The organism is Streptosporangium sp. NPDC002524, assembly GCF_040295985.1.
GTDB lineage: Bacteria > Actinomycetota > Actinomycetes > Streptosporangiales > Streptosporangiaceae > Streptosporangium.
Map to the genome: position 1 here is coordinate 42,985 of NZ_JBEOWK010000034.1, position 14,563 is coordinate 57,547.

The following is a 14,563-nucleotide window of genomic DNA, read 5'->3' on the forward strand; positions in this document are numbered from 1 at the left end:
GGTTCGACTCGTGTGTGAAGGAGAGGTCCGTGGGTTCTCAGGAGCCGCATAAACAGAGCGGTTTGCGGGGATTCTTCCGCCGGCTCACCGCCGGTCAGGCCGAATTGGAGGCCGACGAGCTCCAGCAGGACCTCGACCGCCACGGTGCCACGCCCATCGTCTCGTGCGGCGTGCGCCGTCGCTTCTGCGTGACCGGCACGCTGCGCACGGTGACGCTGCGCCCCCGCGGGGGCGCCCCGGCGCTGGAGGCCGAGCTTTACGATGGTTCCGATGTGATCGACCTGATATGGCTGGGCCGCAGGAAGATCGCCGGGATCGAGCCGGGGCGTCTGGTGCTGGCGGAAGGGCTCGTCAGCGTGCAGGATGGCCGCAAAGTCATGTTCAATCCGAGATACGAGCTGCGCCCAGCGGGCGGTGCGTGAGTGATTGACGATCACGAGACGGTGAGCGAGAAGATGACCACCACCGGCGAGACCGCCGCGCACGATACGGTCGAGGCCGCGATCCGCAGCCAGCTTGCCAAGGCCTTCGGCGGAGTGCGGGGCGTCATCGAGGCGGCCGTGCCCACCATCGCCTTCACCGGCATGTGGATCACCACCTCCGACCTGAAGATGTCCCTGATCGTCAGCATCTCGGCCGCGGTGCTGCTGCTCGTCGTGCGGCTGCTGCAGCGCTCGACGCCGCAGTTCGTGGTCAACAGCCTGATCGGCATCGGCATCGGCGCGTTCTTCGCCTCCCGCACCGGTCAGGCGGAGGACGTCTTCCTGCCGGGCATCCTCTACAACGCCGGATACTCCGTGGTGATGCTGCTGTCGATCGTCACCCGCTGGCCGGTGGTGGGCTTCCTCATCGGATCCGTCACCGGCGACCCGACCGCGTGGCGCGCGGATCCGGCCGTGGTGAAGCTGTGCACCAGGCTCACCTGGCTGCTGATGATCCCGTGCGTGGTCCGGGTGGCGGTGCAGCTCCCCGTCTACCTGATCGGCCGGGACGACGCCGTCGCCGAGCTGGGCATCCTCAAGATCGCGATGGGCTGGCCGCTCCAGGTCGCGGCGCTCGCCGCGATGGTGTGGCTGCTGGCCAAGGGCAGGACCCCGGTGCGGCCCGCGGTCTCCTGACCGCCGGGCCCAGGCCCCGGCTGGGAACCGGCCGGGGTGGCGTGCGGGGCGGGAAGGCCCCTGCTCAGTGGGGCGTGCGGTGCGGGGACAGGAGCTCGGCCAGCTCCTCCTCGACCTCCTGGCTGGCCACGAACATCAGCTCGTCACCGGCCTCCAGCGGGTCGTCTGCGGTGGGCACCAGCACCCGGCCCTCGCGCAGGATCGCGACCAGGGCGGTGTCGTTGGGCCACGGCACCGAGCCGGCGCGCTGGCCGACGACCGGGGCGTCCTCGGGCAGGGTGAGCTCGACCAGGTTGGCCTGGCCCTGGCGGAAGGTCATCAGCCGCACCAGGTCGCCGACGCTGACCGCCTCCTCCACCAGCGCGCTCAGCAGGCGCGGGGTCGAGACGGCCACGTCGACGCCCCACGACTCGTTGAACAGCCACTCGTTCTTGGGGTGGTTGATCCTGGCGACCACGCGCGGGACGCCGTACTCCGTCTTGGCGAGCAGCGAGACCACGAGGTTGACCTTGTCGTCGCCGCTGGCGGCGACGACCACGTGGCACTCGGCCAGGCCCGCCTCGTCCAGCGAGGAGATCTCGCAGGCGTCGGCGAGCAGCCACTCCGCCCGCGGCACCGTATCGATCTTGATGGCCTTGGGGTCGATGTCGACGAGCAGGACCTCGTGGCCGTTCTCCAGGAGCTCGGCGGCGATCGACCGGCCGACCGCTCCCGCGCCGGCGATGGTGACGCGCATCAGTGCTCCTCCTCCGGTGCCCCGGACAGCACCTTGTTGATGCGGTCCATGTCGGCCTCGACCGCCATGACGTGCAGCACGTCGCCCTCCTGCACCACCGAGTCGTTCCTGGGCAGCAGGGTGTCGCCGATCCGGTTGATGAACGCCAGGCGGGTGCCCGCCGCCGCCTCCAGGTCTCTCGTCGGGGTGCCGATCCAGCCGGGGTGGTAGGCCACCTCCGCGAGCACCACGCACCCGCTGGGGTCGCGCCAGAGCGGCTCGGCGCCCTCGGGCAGGACGCGGCGCAGGATCTGGTCGGCGGTCCAGCGGACCGTGGCGACGGTGGGGATGCCCAGCCGCTGGTAGACCTCGGCGCGCCGGGAGTCGTAGATCCTCGCCACGACGTTGTCCACGCCGAACGTCTCGCGGGCGACCCTGGCGGAGATGATGTTCGAGTTGTCGCCGCTGCTCACCGCCACGTAGGCGCCCGCGGCCTCGATGCCCGCCTCTTCCAGCACGTCCCGGTCGAAGCCGATCCCGGTCACCCTGCGACCCCTGAAACCCGCCCGCAGGCGGCGGAACGCCTGCGGGTCACGGTCGATGATCGCGACCGAGTGGCCGCTGTCCTCAAGGATGTGCGCCAGGGTCGAACCGACCCGGCCACACCCCATGATCACGATATGCATGCTCCCCCGCCGGTCGCTGTGAGGCGGATCTTGATCCCGATGTATTCAGCCAGTATGGACCGCCCCGGGAGTGCCGCGTGAGTGGGGCCGAGTAATAACGGCTAGCATCTGCAGACGTGTCGAAGGTGACGGACCTTGTCAAACGCCTTTTCATCGGGCGGGCGCTGCGCAGTACGCAGCTGCACGAGCAGCTGCTCCCCAAGCGCATCGCGCTGCCCGTCTTCGCGAGCGACGCCCTCTCGTCCGTGGCCTACGCCCCGCAGGAGATCCTGGTCATCCTCTCCCTCGCGGGGGTCTCCTTCTACCACTTCAGCCCCTGGGTGGCCCTCGCCGTCGTCGTGGTGATGCTCACCGTCGTGGCGTCGTACCGGCAGAACGTGCACGCCTACCCCAGCGGGGGCGGCGACTACGAGGTCGCCACCGTCAACCTCGGCCCGAACGCGGGCCTGACCGTCGCCAGCGCCCTGATGGTCGACTACGTGCTGACCGTCGCGGTCTCGGTCGCCAACGGCGTCGACTACGTGGGCGCCACCATCCCCTACGTCGCCGAGCACAAGCCGCTGGTCGCGATCGTCATCGTGGTGCTGCTGACGATCGTCAACCTGCGCGGGATCCGGGAGTCGGGCGCGGCCTTCGCGATCCCCACCTACGCCTTCATGTTCGCCGTCCTCGGCCTGGTCGCGTGGGGCGCCTTCCGGGTGCTCGTCCTCGGCGACGAGCTGCACGCGCCCACCTCGGGGTACGAGATCGTCGCCGAGCAGTCGAACCTGACCTCCTTCGCGGCGGCCTTCCTGATCCTGCGCGCGTTCTCCTCCGGCTGTGCCGCCCTCACCGGCGTCGAGGCGATCAGCAACGGCGTGCCCGCCTTCCGCAAGCCCAAGAGCAGGAACGCCGCGACCACCCTGCTGATGATGGGCCTGGTCTCGGTGACCATGTTCGTCGGCATCATCACCCTGGGGCTCGCCTCGGGGGTCAAGGTCGCCGACCCCGCCGTCGCCTACCGCGACGTCCTGATCGACGGCAAACCCGCCGGGCCCGGCTACTACCAGCAGCCGATCATCGCCCAGGTGGCCGACGCGGTCTTCGGCAACGGCTCGCTCCCCTTCTTCGTCATCGCCGCCGTCACCGCGCTGATCCTGTTCCTCGCCGCCAACACCGCCTTCAACGGCTTCCCGGTGCTCGGCTCGATCCTGGCCCAGGACCGCTACCTGCCCCGCCAGCTGCACACCCGGGGCGACCGGCTCGCCTTCTCCAACGGCATCGTGATCCTCGCCGCCGGGGCCTGCCTGCTGCTGTGGGGCTTCGACGCCGACGTCAGCCGCCTGCTCAACCTCTACATCGTGGGCGTCTTCGTGTCGTTCACGCTGAGCCAGATCGGCATGGTCAGGCACTGGACCCGGCACCTGAGGACCGAGACCGACCTGAAGGTCCGGCACCAGATGCACCGCTCGCGGACCATCAACTTCTTCGGCGGCGTGATGACCGGCGTGGTGCTGGTGGTGGTGCTGGTCACCAAGTTCACCCACGGGGCGTGGATCGTCTGCGTGGCCATGCCGGTGCTGTTCCTGATGATGAAGGGCATCCACCGCCACTACGAGAACGTGGCCGCCGAGCTCGCCGTCGCCGAGGACTCCCAGGTGGACGAGTCGATGCTGCCCGCGCGCAACCACGCCATCGTCCTCGTCTCCAAGATCCACAAGCCGACCCTGCGCGCCCTCGCCTACGCCCGCGCCACCCGCCCCTCCAAGCTGGAGGCGATCACCGTGGGGGTTGAGGGCCCCGAGGCCAGGGCGCTGCAGGAGGAGTGGGAACGGCGCGGCATCCCGGTGCCGCTGAAGATGCTCGACTCGCCCTACCGCGAGATCACCCGGCCGATCCTGGAGTACGTCAAGTCGCTGCGCCGCCGCTCGCCCCGCGACGTGGTGAGCGTCTACATCCCCGAGTACGTCGTCGGCCACTGGTGGGAGCACATCCTGCACAACCAGAGCGCGCTGCGGCTCAAGGGCCGCCTGCTGTTCCAGCCCGGCGTGATGGTCATCAGCGTGCCCTGGCAGCTGCACTCCTCCGACCGGCTCAAGGGCCGCCCCGAGCCCTTCGCGCCGGGCGCCGTACGCCGTCCGCGCCCGGAGGCGGCACGGGACGAGGACGTCAAGGCATAACCTTTCGTATGCGCTCCTGACGCGAGGAGGCTCGACCGACGACGGATTTTCCCTTGGGGGCAAACGACCATGGCCATCGAACTGACGGTAGGACCGGTTGCGCACGGTGGCTGGTGCGTCGCCCGCCACGACGGCCGGGTCGTCTTCGTACGGCACGCGCTGCCCGGCGAGCGGGTCACCGCCGAGATCACCGAGGAGACCACCCGGTTCCTGCGGGCCGACGCGGTCGAGATCCTGGAGCCCTCCGCCGACCGGGTGACCCCGCCGTGCCCGTTCGCGGGGCCCGGCCGCTGCGGCGGCTGCGACTGGCAGCACGCCTCCCTCGACGCCCAGCGCCGCCTGAAGGCCGACGTGGTGGCCGAGCAGCTCGAGCGGCTGGCCTCGATCGACTGGAAGGGCGTCGTCGAGGAGGTCCCCGGAGCCCCGGACGGGCTCGGCTGGCGGACCCGCGTCCAGTTCGCCGTCGACCGCGAGGGCGGCCTGGGCCTGCGCCGCCACCGGTCCCACGACGTCGAGCCGGTGGACGCCTGCCTGATCGCCCACCCCGAGGTGGAGAACGTCGGCGCCGAGGTCATGAACTGGCGCAACGCCTCCTCGGTCGAGGTCATCGCCTCCAGCACCGGCGACCAGGCGGTCGTGGTCGCGCCCAAGCCCCGGCGCACGGTGGCTGTGCCCGACCTCGACACGAGCGTGGCCGTCTTCGTCGACGAGGGCAAGGGCCGCAGCCGCGTCGTCCACGGCCGCAACCATCTCGTCGAGCGCGTCGGCGAGCGCGACTTCCAGGTCACCGGCAGCGGCTTCTGGCAGGTGCACCCGGGCGCCGCCGCCACCCTGCTCGACGTCGTCCTGGAGTTCGCCGCCCCGCGGCCGGGGGAGTGGGCCCTCGACCTCTACTGCGGCGTCGGGCTGTTCGCCGCCGGGCTGGCCGAGGCGGTCGGTCCCGAGGGGGCCGTGTTCGGCGTCGAGTCCGAGTCCGTGGCCGTCCGCGACGCCGAGCGCAACCTCCGCGACCTGCCCCAGGCCCGCTTCGCCAGGGGACGGGTGGAGAACGCCCTCGACCGCTTCGGCATCGAGCGCGCGGACCTGGTCGTCGTCGACCCGCCCAGGGCGGGCCTGGGCCGTGACGTCGTCGACAGCCTGACGACCCTCCAGGCGACCCGGATCGTGTACGTCTCCTGCGACCCGGCCACCCTCGCCCGCGACCTGGCCTGGTTCGCCGAGCGAGGCTACCGCCTCGCCGACCTGCGGGCTTTCGACGCCTTTCCGATGACGCACCACGTGGAGTGCGTGGCCCACCTGGTCAGCGAATCGGCCTAGTCTCCGACCTGGGGAGATGTGGCGAATGGTGTTTCATCGAGCCCCAGGGGGACCCCGTGGATCGCACGATCCACGGCGGTTGTTCACCCTTCCTCACGTGAAGGTCAACGAACAGCGAGACCATCGGACGCGGCGGAGATCGTTTCGTCGGGACCTCCAAGCCGGTTCGAGCAGGCCGGACCCGGGCTCCGCCCCTCACGCCCTCGACACGAACGAGCGGCTCGGCCTGCTGCCCGCCTGCTACGAACGCAATTCCAAGGAGATGTGCGAGGACAGCGCGCGAAGAAAGCCCGGCGCGTCGAAGATCTCGCCGGCGGAGGCGACGCCGACCGTCCTGGTCTGTCCCGTGAGGATGCGGTGGACCGCCTCCACCGCGAGCGGCGCGGTGACGGCGTAGATGTCCCGGCCGCCGGCCACGGCGCGCCGTTCGTCGCCGCCGGAGCGCACGACGACGTCGACGAGGAAGGTCTGCGCGGACCGCCCCCGCTCGTCGACCGGAACCGGCGTCGATGTGTCCGGGGCCGACAGGTCCCTGGCCGCCTCGACCGTCATGTAGGTGCGCACCTCGGGGATGGACAGGTGGCTGGGAACGGTGACGACATCGGCCATCGTGAACTCCGCGATGACCTCCCGGGGGCCCATCGGGTCGGGGAAGGGCCACTTGAGGGTCGTCGCGTCGTCCTGGCGATAGTCCAGCCGCCCGTTCCTGTACACGACGCGTGCGCCGCCCCGCCGCTGCCGGGAGACCGCTCCCGCGACCCGCGTCCCGTCCGTGGGCTGCCAGCCGCTCAGCCCGTACGCGATGTGCGCCTCGTCGGCTGCCGTCCAGTCGCCCATCGCCGCGGTGGTCAGCAGGTCGCCGAGGCCGCCGTAGAAGGCCATCGCGGGGACGATCACCGCTCCCGCGGTGCGGGCGCGGTCGGTGAAGTGCGCGAACGTGTCGATGTTGGCCTCGATCTCGGCCGCCACGTCCACGTACGCGATCCCGGCGCGCAGCGCCGCCTCGATCACGGGGGCGGCCGTCGTGGCGAAGGGCCCGGCACAGTTGATCACGGCTGCCGCCCCGGCCAGCGCGCGGTCGAGCGAGACCGGATCGCCGACCGACGCCGGCCGGACCTCGAGTCCGGGATGGGACGCCGCCAACGCCTGCAGCTTGCCGGCGTCGCGGCCGGAGAGAACCGGGACAAACCCGCGCTCCCGTAGCTCCGCCACCACGAACCGCCCGGTGTGCCCGTACGCGCCGAACACCGCTACCGTCTGCCCCGATCCCATGTGCTCTCCCCTGTGCTCGAATGATCCACTGCGGACATCCTGACGGCGGCGGGCAGCCGACCGTGAGTGTCCGGAACGCCATGACTCGTACAATTCCGGACATGAGCACTGTCGCGCTGGCTGTCACCGACGGCACGCTGCACTTCGAACTGTCCTTGGCACACGAGGTCTTCGCCGCCGCCCCGGACGGCGTGACGGTCCCCTGGTACGACGTCACCGTCTGCGGGCCGGTCGCCGTGCGGGTCGGCCGATTCCGGCTGGAGCCCGACCTCGGGCTCGACCGGCTCCGGCACGCCGACACCGTGATCGTCCCCGGAAGGGCCGACATCGACGAGGATCCGCCCGCCGACCTGGTCGACGCGGTGCGCGCGGCTCACGAGGCGGGCGCGCGCGTGGCCTCCCTCTGCACGGGCGCGTTCGTGCTGGCCGCAGCCGGCCTGCTGGACGGAAAGCGCGCGACCACGCACTGGGCGCACACCGAGGCTCTGGCCGCCCGCCACCCCCGGGTGGAGGTCGACCCGGACGTGCTCTACGTCGACAACGGCAGCGTGCTCACCTCCGCCGGCAAGGCCGCCGCGCTTGACCTCTGCCTGCACCTCGTCCGCCTCGACCACGGCGCGTCGATCGCCAACGCCGTCGCCCGCCGCCTGGTCGTACCACCGCACCGGGCCGGCGGCCAAGCCCAGTTCGTCGCCACCCCGGTGCCCGCCCAGGACGACCACCCGCTCGCCGCCCTGTTTCCCTGGATCATCGAACGGCTTGACCAGCCGCTGACAGTGGAGGACCTGGCTCGCCGGGCGCGGATGAGCTCACGCCACCTGGGCCGCCACTTCAAAGCGGCGACCGGCACCACCCCCCTGCGATGGCTGTTGACCCAGCGGATCCGCCACGCCCAGGAACTGCTGGAGAAAACCGACGACAGTATCGACACCGTCGCGGCGGCCACCGGCATGGGCACCGCCACGACGCTGCGCCGGCACTTCAACCGCACGGTCGGCGTGCCCCCGGACACCTACCGCCGCACCTTCCGCTCACGGCCCCGCTGACCCCCGAGGCCGGCGCCTGCCCACACCATGCGATCAGCCGCCGACCGGTGCTGTGGCCGGAAACCTCTGCCGGTCTCGCGTGTAGCCGCCGGCGTCGGTTGGATGTGTCGTACACGTCCGGCCCGCGCGAGGAGGCGCGGTGGGAGAACCGGTCAGCGTACGAAGACAGATGGACGCCGAGGGGCGGAAGCTGCGGCAGATCGTGCGCCGGGGCAGCACCGGTTCGGCCCGGTATCGGCGGGCGATGATCCTGCCGGCCTCTGCCGGGGGGTAACACCGTCCCGGTGATCGCGCGCCTGGTGGATCGCAGGCTCCGGTCACCCCGACCACACCGTCCAGACCTGGGCTCTGCACGGCCTACCCGCGCTGGCGCAACGTCAACGCCCGCCACCCCGACGTCCTGGCCGCCCAACGCCGTGAACGCGCCCGCGTCCGCAGCGAGAAACGCGTCCGCTGTGGCGGCCGACCACTGTCAGCTGCCGCCCGACCGCCCAACGTTTCCGGTCACAGCACTAACCGGGCTCGGCGCCGGTTGTCCGGGTCCTCCCGCGCCGGGCCAGCAGGAGGAGGGCGGCGAGCTGCGCGAGGGCGGCGGCGCCGAGGACGCCGACGGTGATCTCCTCCCGCCAGGCGGGGAGGTGCTCGGTGAAGCCCGACTGCTCGTTCGAGTACATCATCAGGTTGTTCAGGGCCATGAGCGGCAGCATCAGCAGGTAGAGGAGCGTGAAGACGCCGACGAGCAGCAGCGTGCGCGAGCCGGCGCCGTGCCCGCGCAGGCGGATCCCGTACAGGGCCAGGGCGACGGCGGGCACGAGGGCGAAGGCGCACCCCAGCACCATGAGTTCCAGCGCGGAGTCGGCCTCCCAGAAGGACGCGGGAGGGGCTGTGGCGCGGGCGATCCGATCGGACACGAGGTTGGCCGCGGCGAAGACCAGCAGGAAGGCCAGCGGGAGCGAGAGGAGCCACGCGCTCCGCGGGGAGGGCGGAAGGACCGCGTCCCGGCGTACGACGCCGCGCACGGTGGAGAGCTGGGCGATCGCGGCGGCGGCGAGGAGCACGCCGAGCAGCGGCGGGTACCACGGCGGCGACAGCGCGCCCATGTCGAAGGGCATCGTGGCGTATCCCCCCGACGGGTCGGGAAACCACTCGTCGTAGCCGGTGACCGGGTTCAGGACGTAGACGACCGGCATCGCGGCCACGTAGGCGGCGCTCAGGAAGCCCGTCCCGAGCACGAGGCTCACGGGCCGGCGCGACCCGAACTCGACGACGCCGAACAGCAGGGCGGCGGCGACGAAGAAGGCGCCGAGCAGGGCGAGGCGACCCTGGACGAAGGGGACGAAGGCGTCGATCGCCTGGGGCACCACGTGCTCGTTCACCTCGGCGGGGGCGCCGGGAAGGCGCCCGCGCACATCGCGGGCGGCGAAGAAGCCGACGATGACCACGAGGAGCCCGAACGGCAGTGGAAACCATGTCATTTTGCCCATAGCGATCGATGATCGCATGGGGTGATCGCATGGGGTGATCACTTCAAGCCCGGCACGGCCTCGTGGCCGGGCCGGCCGTGAGCGTGTTGTACTACCGGTTTCCCGGTGTGCTCGCGTCGTGGACCAGGAGGGCGATCTGGACCCGGTTGTTGAGATCCAGCCGGGTCAGGATCCGTGACACGTGCGTCTTCACCGTCGGCAGCGCCAGATGCAGCTCCCGCGCGATCTCCGCGTTGGAACGGCCGCGCCCGACCGCCAGGGCCACCTCCCGCTCCCGCTCGGCCAGCAGCGCCAGCCGGGCACGGGCCGCGGCGGCCCGGTCGCCCTGTTCGGAGCTGTCCGTCACCTGCTCGATGAGGCGGCGAGTGACGGCGGGGGAGAGGACCGGATCTCCGGCGGCCACCGTCCGGACGGCCGTGACGATGTCCCGCGGCGGGGTGTCCTTGAGGAGGAACCCGGCCGCGCCGGCGCGCAGCGCCCGCAGCACGTGCGCGTCGGTGTGGAAGGTGGTCAGGACCAGCACCTCCGGGGCGCCGGGACGGGCCCGGAGCCTCTCGGTCGCGGCCAGCCCGTCGACGCCCGGCATCCGGATGTCCATCAGCACCAGGTCGGGTCCGTACGCGGTGACCAGGGCGGGGACCTCGGCCCCGTCGGCGGCCTCCGCGACGACCTCGATGTCCGGGGCGCCGCCCAGCATCAGGCGCAGCCCGGCCCGCACGATCGCGTCGTCGTCGACCAGCAGGACGCGGATCACCTCATCCCCCTCCCGCGCCGCCGGACCTCTGCTGACCCGCGCTACCGGACTTCTGACCTGCGTTGCCGATCCGCTGACCTGCGTTGCCGAACTGCTGACCCGCGACGGGTTCCGCGCCGCCGGACTTCTGACTCGCGACGGGTTCCGCGCCGCTGAACCTCTGACCCGCGACGGATTCCGCGCTGCCGGACCTCTGGCCCGCGCTGTCGAATCGCCGGCCCGCGACGGACGCGATGTCCGCCGCGGGCCAGGGTAGCCAGGCGCGGACCAGGAAACCACCGTCGGCGGGACCGGCCGTCAGCTCACCGCCCGCCAGGCGGGCCCGTTCGGCGAGCCCGATCAGTCCCTGCCCGCGGCCTTCGCCCCTGTCCGCCCTGACGCCTTCGCCCTCGTACGCGCCGACACTTTGGCTTCGGCCCGTCATGATGTTTTCGGCCCGGTCCGCTCTGAGGCTTTCGTGTCCGTCGGCGCCGGAGGCCGGAGCCGGGCAGGGTGGTGGCGTGTTGCGGACCTCCACCGCGAGCCCGCCGGCCGGGCTCCCGGTCACCTCCACCGCGACCGCCGCGCCGGGCGCGTGCTTGCGCGCGTTGGTCAGCGCCTCCTGGACGATCCGGTACGCCGTACGCCCCACCACGGGCGTCGGCGCAGGCCCCTCCGGCGGCCCGGTCAGCTCGATCCGGCCGCCCGTCGCCCGCGCCTCCGCCACCAGCCTGGCCAGGTCCGCCAGTTCCGGTTGCGGGCGCTCGCCCTCCTCCGGCCCGGCCCGCAGCACCCCGATCACCTCGCGCAGGTCGCGCAGGGCCAGGTGGGCGCTCTCCCGGATCACCCCGGCGGCCCGCGCCACCTCCTCCGTGGGCGCGCCCGGGTTGAACTCCAACGCTCCCGCGTGGACGCTCAGCAGCGACAGCCGATGACCGAGCACGTCGTGCATCTCGCGGGCGATCTCCTCCCGCGTCTCCCGCCGGACCCACTCGGCCCGCAGCTCCGCGTCCGCCTCGGCCAGTTCGGCGCGCTCGCGCAGCGAGGCGATCAGCTGCCGCCGGGAGCGCCGGAACAGCCCCCACCCGATGGCCCCGGCGATCAGCGCGAAGTACGTCAGCGCCGAGCCCGCGCGGTCGTCGGACAGCTCCGCGAGCCGCCACAGGAAGACGGGCAGCGGTGCGAAGGCCAGCGCGGCCACCCACGCCGTGACCCGCCACGGCCGGGTGGCTGCCACCGTGAAGACCGCGACCATCGCCGGGCCGGTCAGATAGTGCGCGTAGGTGCCCGCCAGCAGCAGAGTCACCGCGAGCGGCACCGGCCAGCGCCGCCGCAGGAGCACCGCCGCGCACCCCAGCCCGCCGACCACCTGGTCGACGTCCCGCAACAGGGGATCGAGGTCCTCGGGGACCGGTATGGACTGTGAGCTGACGGCGGCGAAGCAGGCGGCGAAGAGGAACAGCGCAAGATCGGCGACCCAGTCACGGCGGGTGCGGTGAATGCGGCGCATACCTCGAGAATCTACGCGGCCCCCGCCCGCGACCGGGTGTCCGCGTGGCGGCCGGATACTTAAGTACGACTTCCGGGCCACCGGAGGCCGACCTTGGTCACCACCCGGCCGTCTTGAGCCCGATCCGGTGGCCGGTACCGCACGCCTACCGTCGGGCCATGACCTCAACCACCCCGAAGTCCCCGCTGGCGGCCCTGTCCGGCCTTGTCTGTTTCATCCTCGTCGTCGGCGGCGCGAGCGGCCTCCTGCACGAGTGGCTCGGCTGGATCCACTTCATGGGCTTCGTCCGTTTCCTCGTCCCCGGCGGCTACGAGATCTACAGCTACGTCATCATGATCGTCCTCGGCCTCGCGGTGGGCGCGGCCGGTGACGCGGTCACGCGCCGGGGCCGGGGATGACCCGCCGGGTCTCCACGGGCCCCGGCCTCGCCGCACGCTACCCGGACACCTCCTCGGCGGCCTGTTCCGCCAGCCGGGTCCGCAGGGCCCAGCGCACGGCCGGTCCGGTGGCGAGGCCGGACAGCGGGAACAGGCCGCCGAGCACCAGCCGGCCCGGGGTCCCCCAGGTGAGGATCAGCGTCGTGAGCGGCAGCGGGCCGGGCATCCTGGCGACCGCCGCGCCGGATCCGAAGAAACCCTGGTACTGCCCCTGCCTGTCGGCCGGGGCTCGCCGCGAGCCGTACGGAGGGCAACTCTAGGGAGCTCATTGGTCCCATGTAAGATCCAATACGACGAGGATCCACTGGGCCAATATGAGGAGGCGCGATGGACTTCCACGTGAGCCTCACCGGTCGCGGTGACCTGTCCGCCCGCATCTACCGGCAGCTCCTGGACGCCGTCCTCGACGGCCGCCTGCGCCCGGGGGAGCGCCTCACACCCACCCGCGAGCTGGCACGACGGCTCGACGTGTCGCGCAACACCGTGGCCGTCGCCTACGAGCGGCTCACCGCCGAGGGCGTTCTCGTCGGCCGGGTCGGGGCGGGCACCTTCGTGTGCGCCGAGCCTCTCGCCCGCACCCGTGCCAGGAACGCGCCCGCGGGCGGCGGCGTGCGTCCCCGCCGCCTCTGGCGCTCCCCGGACGCCTCCCCGGACGCCTCCCCGGACGCCTCCCCGGACGCCTCCCCGGACGCCTCCCCGGACGCCTCACCGGACGCCTCACCGGACGAGGCGGAGGGAGAGCCGGTCTACGACTTCAGGGTGGGCCTCCCCGACGCGGAGCTGTTCCCGCTCGAGACGTGGCGCAGGCTCGTCGCCCGCGAGCTGCGCCCGGCGCTGGTGCGCTCCGCCGGCTACGGCGCGCCCTCGGGGCACGCGGGCCTGCGGGAGGCCATCGCCCGCCACGTCGGCGTCTCCCGCTCGGTGCGGGCGAGCGCCGACGACGTGCTCGTCACGCAGGGAGCGCAGCAGGCGCTCGACCTGATCGGCCGCGTCATGATCGAGCCGGGCTGCCGGGTGGCCGTCGAGGAGCCGGGCTACCCACGGGCGAGGCTGCTGTTCCAATCCCTGGGCGCGCGGGTCGTCGGCGTGCCCGTCGACGGCGAGGGCCTGGACGTGGCCGCCCTCCCCGACTCCGCCCGCCTCGTCTACGTCACGCCGTCACACCAGTTCCCGCTGGGTACGCCGATGTCGCTCGGCCGCCGCACCGCGCTGCTCGAATGGGCCGGGCGGCGCGGTGCCGTGGTGATCGAGGACGACTACGACAGCGAGTTCCGCTTCGAGGACCGCCCGCTCGAACCGCTCCAGAGCCTCGACCGCAGCGGTCACGTCATCTACGTCGGCTCCTTCTCCAAGACGATGCTGCCGATGCTGCGACTGGGCTTCCTGATCGCCCCCGCCTCGCTCCAGCCCGCCCTCCGCGCGGCCAAGCGGCTCACCGACTGGAGCGGCGAGCTTCCCACCCAGGCGGCGCTGGCCGGTTTCATCGACGAGGGCCTCCTGGGGCGGCATGTCCGCAAGGCGACGCGCGAGTACGCGGCCCGCCACGAGCGGATCCTCACCATCCTCCGGCGTGACTTCCGCGACTGGCTGGAGCCGGTCCCCTCCGCCGCGGGCCTGCACCTCTGCGCCCACCTGACGCCGGACGCCGGGGTCGACACGGCCCTCGTGACGGCGTACGCGCGGGAGTCGGGCATCGGGCTGCAGGACCTCGCCGCCTACTACGGCGAGGCCCCCGCGCGGGCGGGGCTGGTGCTCGGGTACGGCGCGATCCCCCTGGAGCGGATCGAACCGGGCCTGAGGCGCCTCGCGGAGAACTTCCGCGAGGCCGGGAAATCCCATGGGCGGAGCTTCCGCTAGGCCGGAGGCTCTCGCCTCGGGAGGAGCCCGCGAAGGTTCGTCGGATGGGGCACTGAAACGTCCGGGAACGGGCCGCTGGAACGTCTGGCGGGATGGGACGGGCCGGGCCGCCTCCCGCTTGGTGTCCGGGGCCCCACGGCGCTTACGTGGGGATGCGCCGTCCCCACCCGGGCCTCTGCCGGAGGCGCTCGGCACGGCTTCGTACCGGTCTCGCCGGGCGATGGTCGCT

General features: G+C 72.1%; 14 protein-coding genes and 1 pseudogene. 8 read left to right on the forward strand and 7 right to left on the reverse strand.

Going from position 1 to position 14,563, the window contains the following annotated elements; all coding sequences use genetic code 11:
• The first annotated feature begins 29 nt into the window (after window positions 1-29).
• Together ABT053_RS38375 and ABT053_RS38380 are read left to right on the forward strand one after the other, a co-directional pair.
• On the forward strand, window positions 30-422 hold the full coding sequence (locus tag ABT053_RS38375; protein WP_350976087.1) for an OB-fold nucleic acid binding domain-containing protein: 393 nt from the start codon (window positions 30-32) through the stop codon (window positions 420-422).
• Window positions 423-455: 33 nt separating this feature from the next.
• Complete coding sequence (locus ABT053_RS38380) at window positions 456-1,118, forward strand: DUF3159 domain-containing protein (protein ID WP_350976145.1); 663 nt, start codon at window positions 456-458, stop codon at window positions 1,116-1,118.
• Between the two features lie 64 nt (window positions 1,119-1,182).
• Here ABT053_RS38380 and ABT053_RS38385 read toward each other — a convergent pair whose 3' ends face one another.
• Both ABT053_RS38385 and ABT053_RS38390 read right to left on the reverse strand, forming a co-directional pair.
• Window positions 1,183-1,854 carry a potassium channel family protein gene (locus ABT053_RS38385; protein ID WP_344744600.1) on the reverse strand — a complete coding sequence of 224 codons (672 nt, stop codon included), beginning with the start codon at window positions 1,852-1,854 and terminating at the stop codon, window positions 1,183-1,185.
• Window positions 1,854-2,519 carry a potassium channel family protein gene (locus ABT053_RS38390; protein ID WP_344918225.1) on the reverse strand — a complete coding sequence of 222 codons (666 nt, stop codon included), beginning with the start codon at window positions 2,517-2,519 and terminating at the stop codon, window positions 1,854-1,856. Before ABT053_RS38390 ends, ABT053_RS38385 begins: the two co-directional genes overlap by 1 nt.
• A 116-nt stretch (window positions 2,520-2,635) precedes the next feature.
• On the opposite strand from ABT053_RS38390, the gene ABT053_RS38395 reads away from it, so the two are divergent.
• Window positions 2,636-4,678 carry an APC family permease gene (locus ABT053_RS38395; protein ID WP_350976088.1) on the forward strand — a complete coding sequence of 681 codons (2,043 nt, stop codon included), beginning with the start codon at window positions 2,636-2,638 and terminating at the stop codon, window positions 4,676-4,678.
• A 69-nt stretch (window positions 4,679-4,747) separates the two neighbouring features.
• A complete protein-coding gene (locus tag ABT053_RS38400; RefSeq protein WP_350976089.1) occupies window positions 4,748-5,995 on the forward strand; it encodes a class I SAM-dependent RNA methyltransferase in 1,248 nt (415 codons plus the stop codon).
• A 240-nt stretch (window positions 5,996-6,235) separates the two neighbouring features.
• Here the strand turns inward: ABT053_RS38400 and ABT053_RS38405 are convergent, their stop codons facing one another.
• Complete coding sequence (locus ABT053_RS38405; protein WP_350976090.1) at window positions 6,236-7,267, reverse strand: saccharopine dehydrogenase family protein; 1,032 nt, start codon at window positions 7,265-7,267, stop codon at window positions 6,236-6,238.
• A gap of 101 nt (window positions 7,268-7,368) precedes the next feature.
• Between ABT053_RS38405 and ABT053_RS38410 the strand changes: the two genes are divergently transcribed.
• Together ABT053_RS38410 and ABT053_RS43535 are read left to right on the forward strand one after the other, a co-directional pair.
• Window positions 7,369-8,313 (forward strand): helix-turn-helix domain-containing protein, encoded by a 945-nt coding sequence (locus ABT053_RS38410; RefSeq protein WP_350976091.1) that lies wholly within the window; start codon window positions 7,369-7,371, stop codon window positions 8,311-8,313.
• Window positions 8,314-8,604: 291 nt separating this feature from the next.
• A pseudogene (locus ABT053_RS43535) lies at window positions 8,605-8,797 on the forward strand (IS630 family transposase); the annotation flags it as partial.
• A 28-nt stretch (window positions 8,798-8,825) separates the two neighbouring features.
• On the opposite strand, the gene ABT053_RS38415 reads toward ABT053_RS43535, so the two are convergent.
• The 3 genes from ABT053_RS38415 to ABT053_RS38425 form a co-directional block, all read right to left on the reverse strand.
• Complete coding sequence (locus ABT053_RS38415; protein ID WP_350976093.1) at window positions 8,826-9,788, reverse strand: hypothetical protein; 963 nt, start codon at window positions 9,786-9,788, stop codon at window positions 8,826-8,828.
• Between the two features lie 100 nt (window positions 9,789-9,888).
• A complete protein-coding gene (locus ABT053_RS38420; protein ID WP_350976094.1) occupies window positions 9,889-10,551 on the reverse strand; it encodes a response regulator transcription factor in 663 nt (220 codons plus the stop codon).
• Between the two features lies 1 nt (window position 10,552).
• Entirely contained in the window at window positions 10,553-12,040 is a 1,488-nt protein-coding gene (locus ABT053_RS38425; RefSeq protein ID WP_350976096.1) for a sensor histidine kinase, read from the reverse strand.
• A 158-nt stretch (window positions 12,041-12,198) separates the two neighbouring features.
• Between ABT053_RS38425 and ABT053_RS38430 the strand changes: the two genes are divergently transcribed.
• Complete coding sequence (locus tag ABT053_RS38430) at window positions 12,199-12,438, forward strand: hypothetical protein (RefSeq protein ID WP_350976098.1); 240 nt, start codon at window positions 12,199-12,201, stop codon at window positions 12,436-12,438.
• Window positions 12,439-12,475: 37 nt separating this feature from the next.
• On the opposite strand, the gene ABT053_RS38435 is transcribed toward ABT053_RS38430, so the two are convergent.
• Window positions 12,476-12,643, reverse strand: coding sequence for a hypothetical protein (locus ABT053_RS38435; RefSeq protein ID WP_350976100.1), 168 nt, complete (start codon window positions 12,641-12,643; stop codon window positions 12,476-12,478).
• 161 nt (window positions 12,644-12,804) lie between these two features.
• On the opposite strand from ABT053_RS38435, the gene pdxR reads away from it, so the two are divergent.
• Window positions 12,805-14,334, forward strand: a complete 1,530-nt coding sequence (gene pdxR / locus ABT053_RS38440) for a MocR-like pyridoxine biosynthesis transcription factor PdxR (protein ID WP_350976101.1) — start codon at window positions 12,805-12,807, stop codon at window positions 14,332-14,334.
• The last annotated feature ends 229 nt before the right edge of the window (window positions 14,335-14,563 follow it).

Excerpts from the sequence above, each read along its gene's own strand:
- ABT053_RS38435 (WP_350976100.1), bottom strand. The coding sequence starts at position 12,643 with ATGCCCGGCCCGCTGCCGCTCACGACGCTGATCCTCACCTGGGGGACC.
- ABT053_RS38430 (WP_350976098.1), top strand. The coding sequence starts at position 12,199 with ATGACCTCAACCACCCCGAAGTCCCCGCTGGCGGCCCTGTCCGGCCTT.
- ABT053_RS38415 (WP_350976093.1), bottom strand. The coding sequence starts at position 9,788 with ATGACATGGTTTCCACTGCCGTTCGGGCTCCTCGTGGTCATCGTCGGC.
- ABT053_RS38405 (WP_350976090.1), bottom strand. The coding sequence starts at position 7,267 with ATGGGATCGGGGCAGACGGTAGCGGTGTTCGGCGCGTACGGGCACACC.
- ABT053_RS38390 (WP_344918225.1), bottom strand. The coding sequence starts at position 2,519 with ATGCATATCGTGATCATGGGGTGTGGCCGGGTCGGTTCGACCCTGGCG.
- pdxR (WP_350976101.1), top strand. The coding sequence starts at position 12,805 with ATGGACTTCCACGTGAGCCTCACCGGTCGCGGTGACCTGTCCGCCCGC.
- ABT053_RS38385 (WP_344744600.1), bottom strand. The coding sequence starts at position 1,854 with ATGCGCGTCACCATCGCCGGCGCGGGAGCGGTCGGCCGGTCGATCGCC.
- ABT053_RS38410 (WP_350976091.1), top strand. The coding sequence starts at position 7,369 with ATGAGCACTGTCGCGCTGGCTGTCACCGACGGCACGCTGCACTTCGAA.
- ABT053_RS38425 (WP_350976096.1), bottom strand. The coding sequence starts at position 12,040 with ATGCGCCGCATTCACCGCACCCGCCGTGACTGGGTCGCCGATCTTGCG.
- ABT053_RS38400 (WP_350976089.1), top strand. The coding sequence starts at position 4,748 with ATGGCCATCGAACTGACGGTAGGACCGGTTGCGCACGGTGGCTGGTGC.
- ABT053_RS38380 (WP_350976145.1), top strand. The coding sequence starts at position 456 with ATGACCACCACCGGCGAGACCGCCGCGCACGATACGGTCGAGGCCGCG.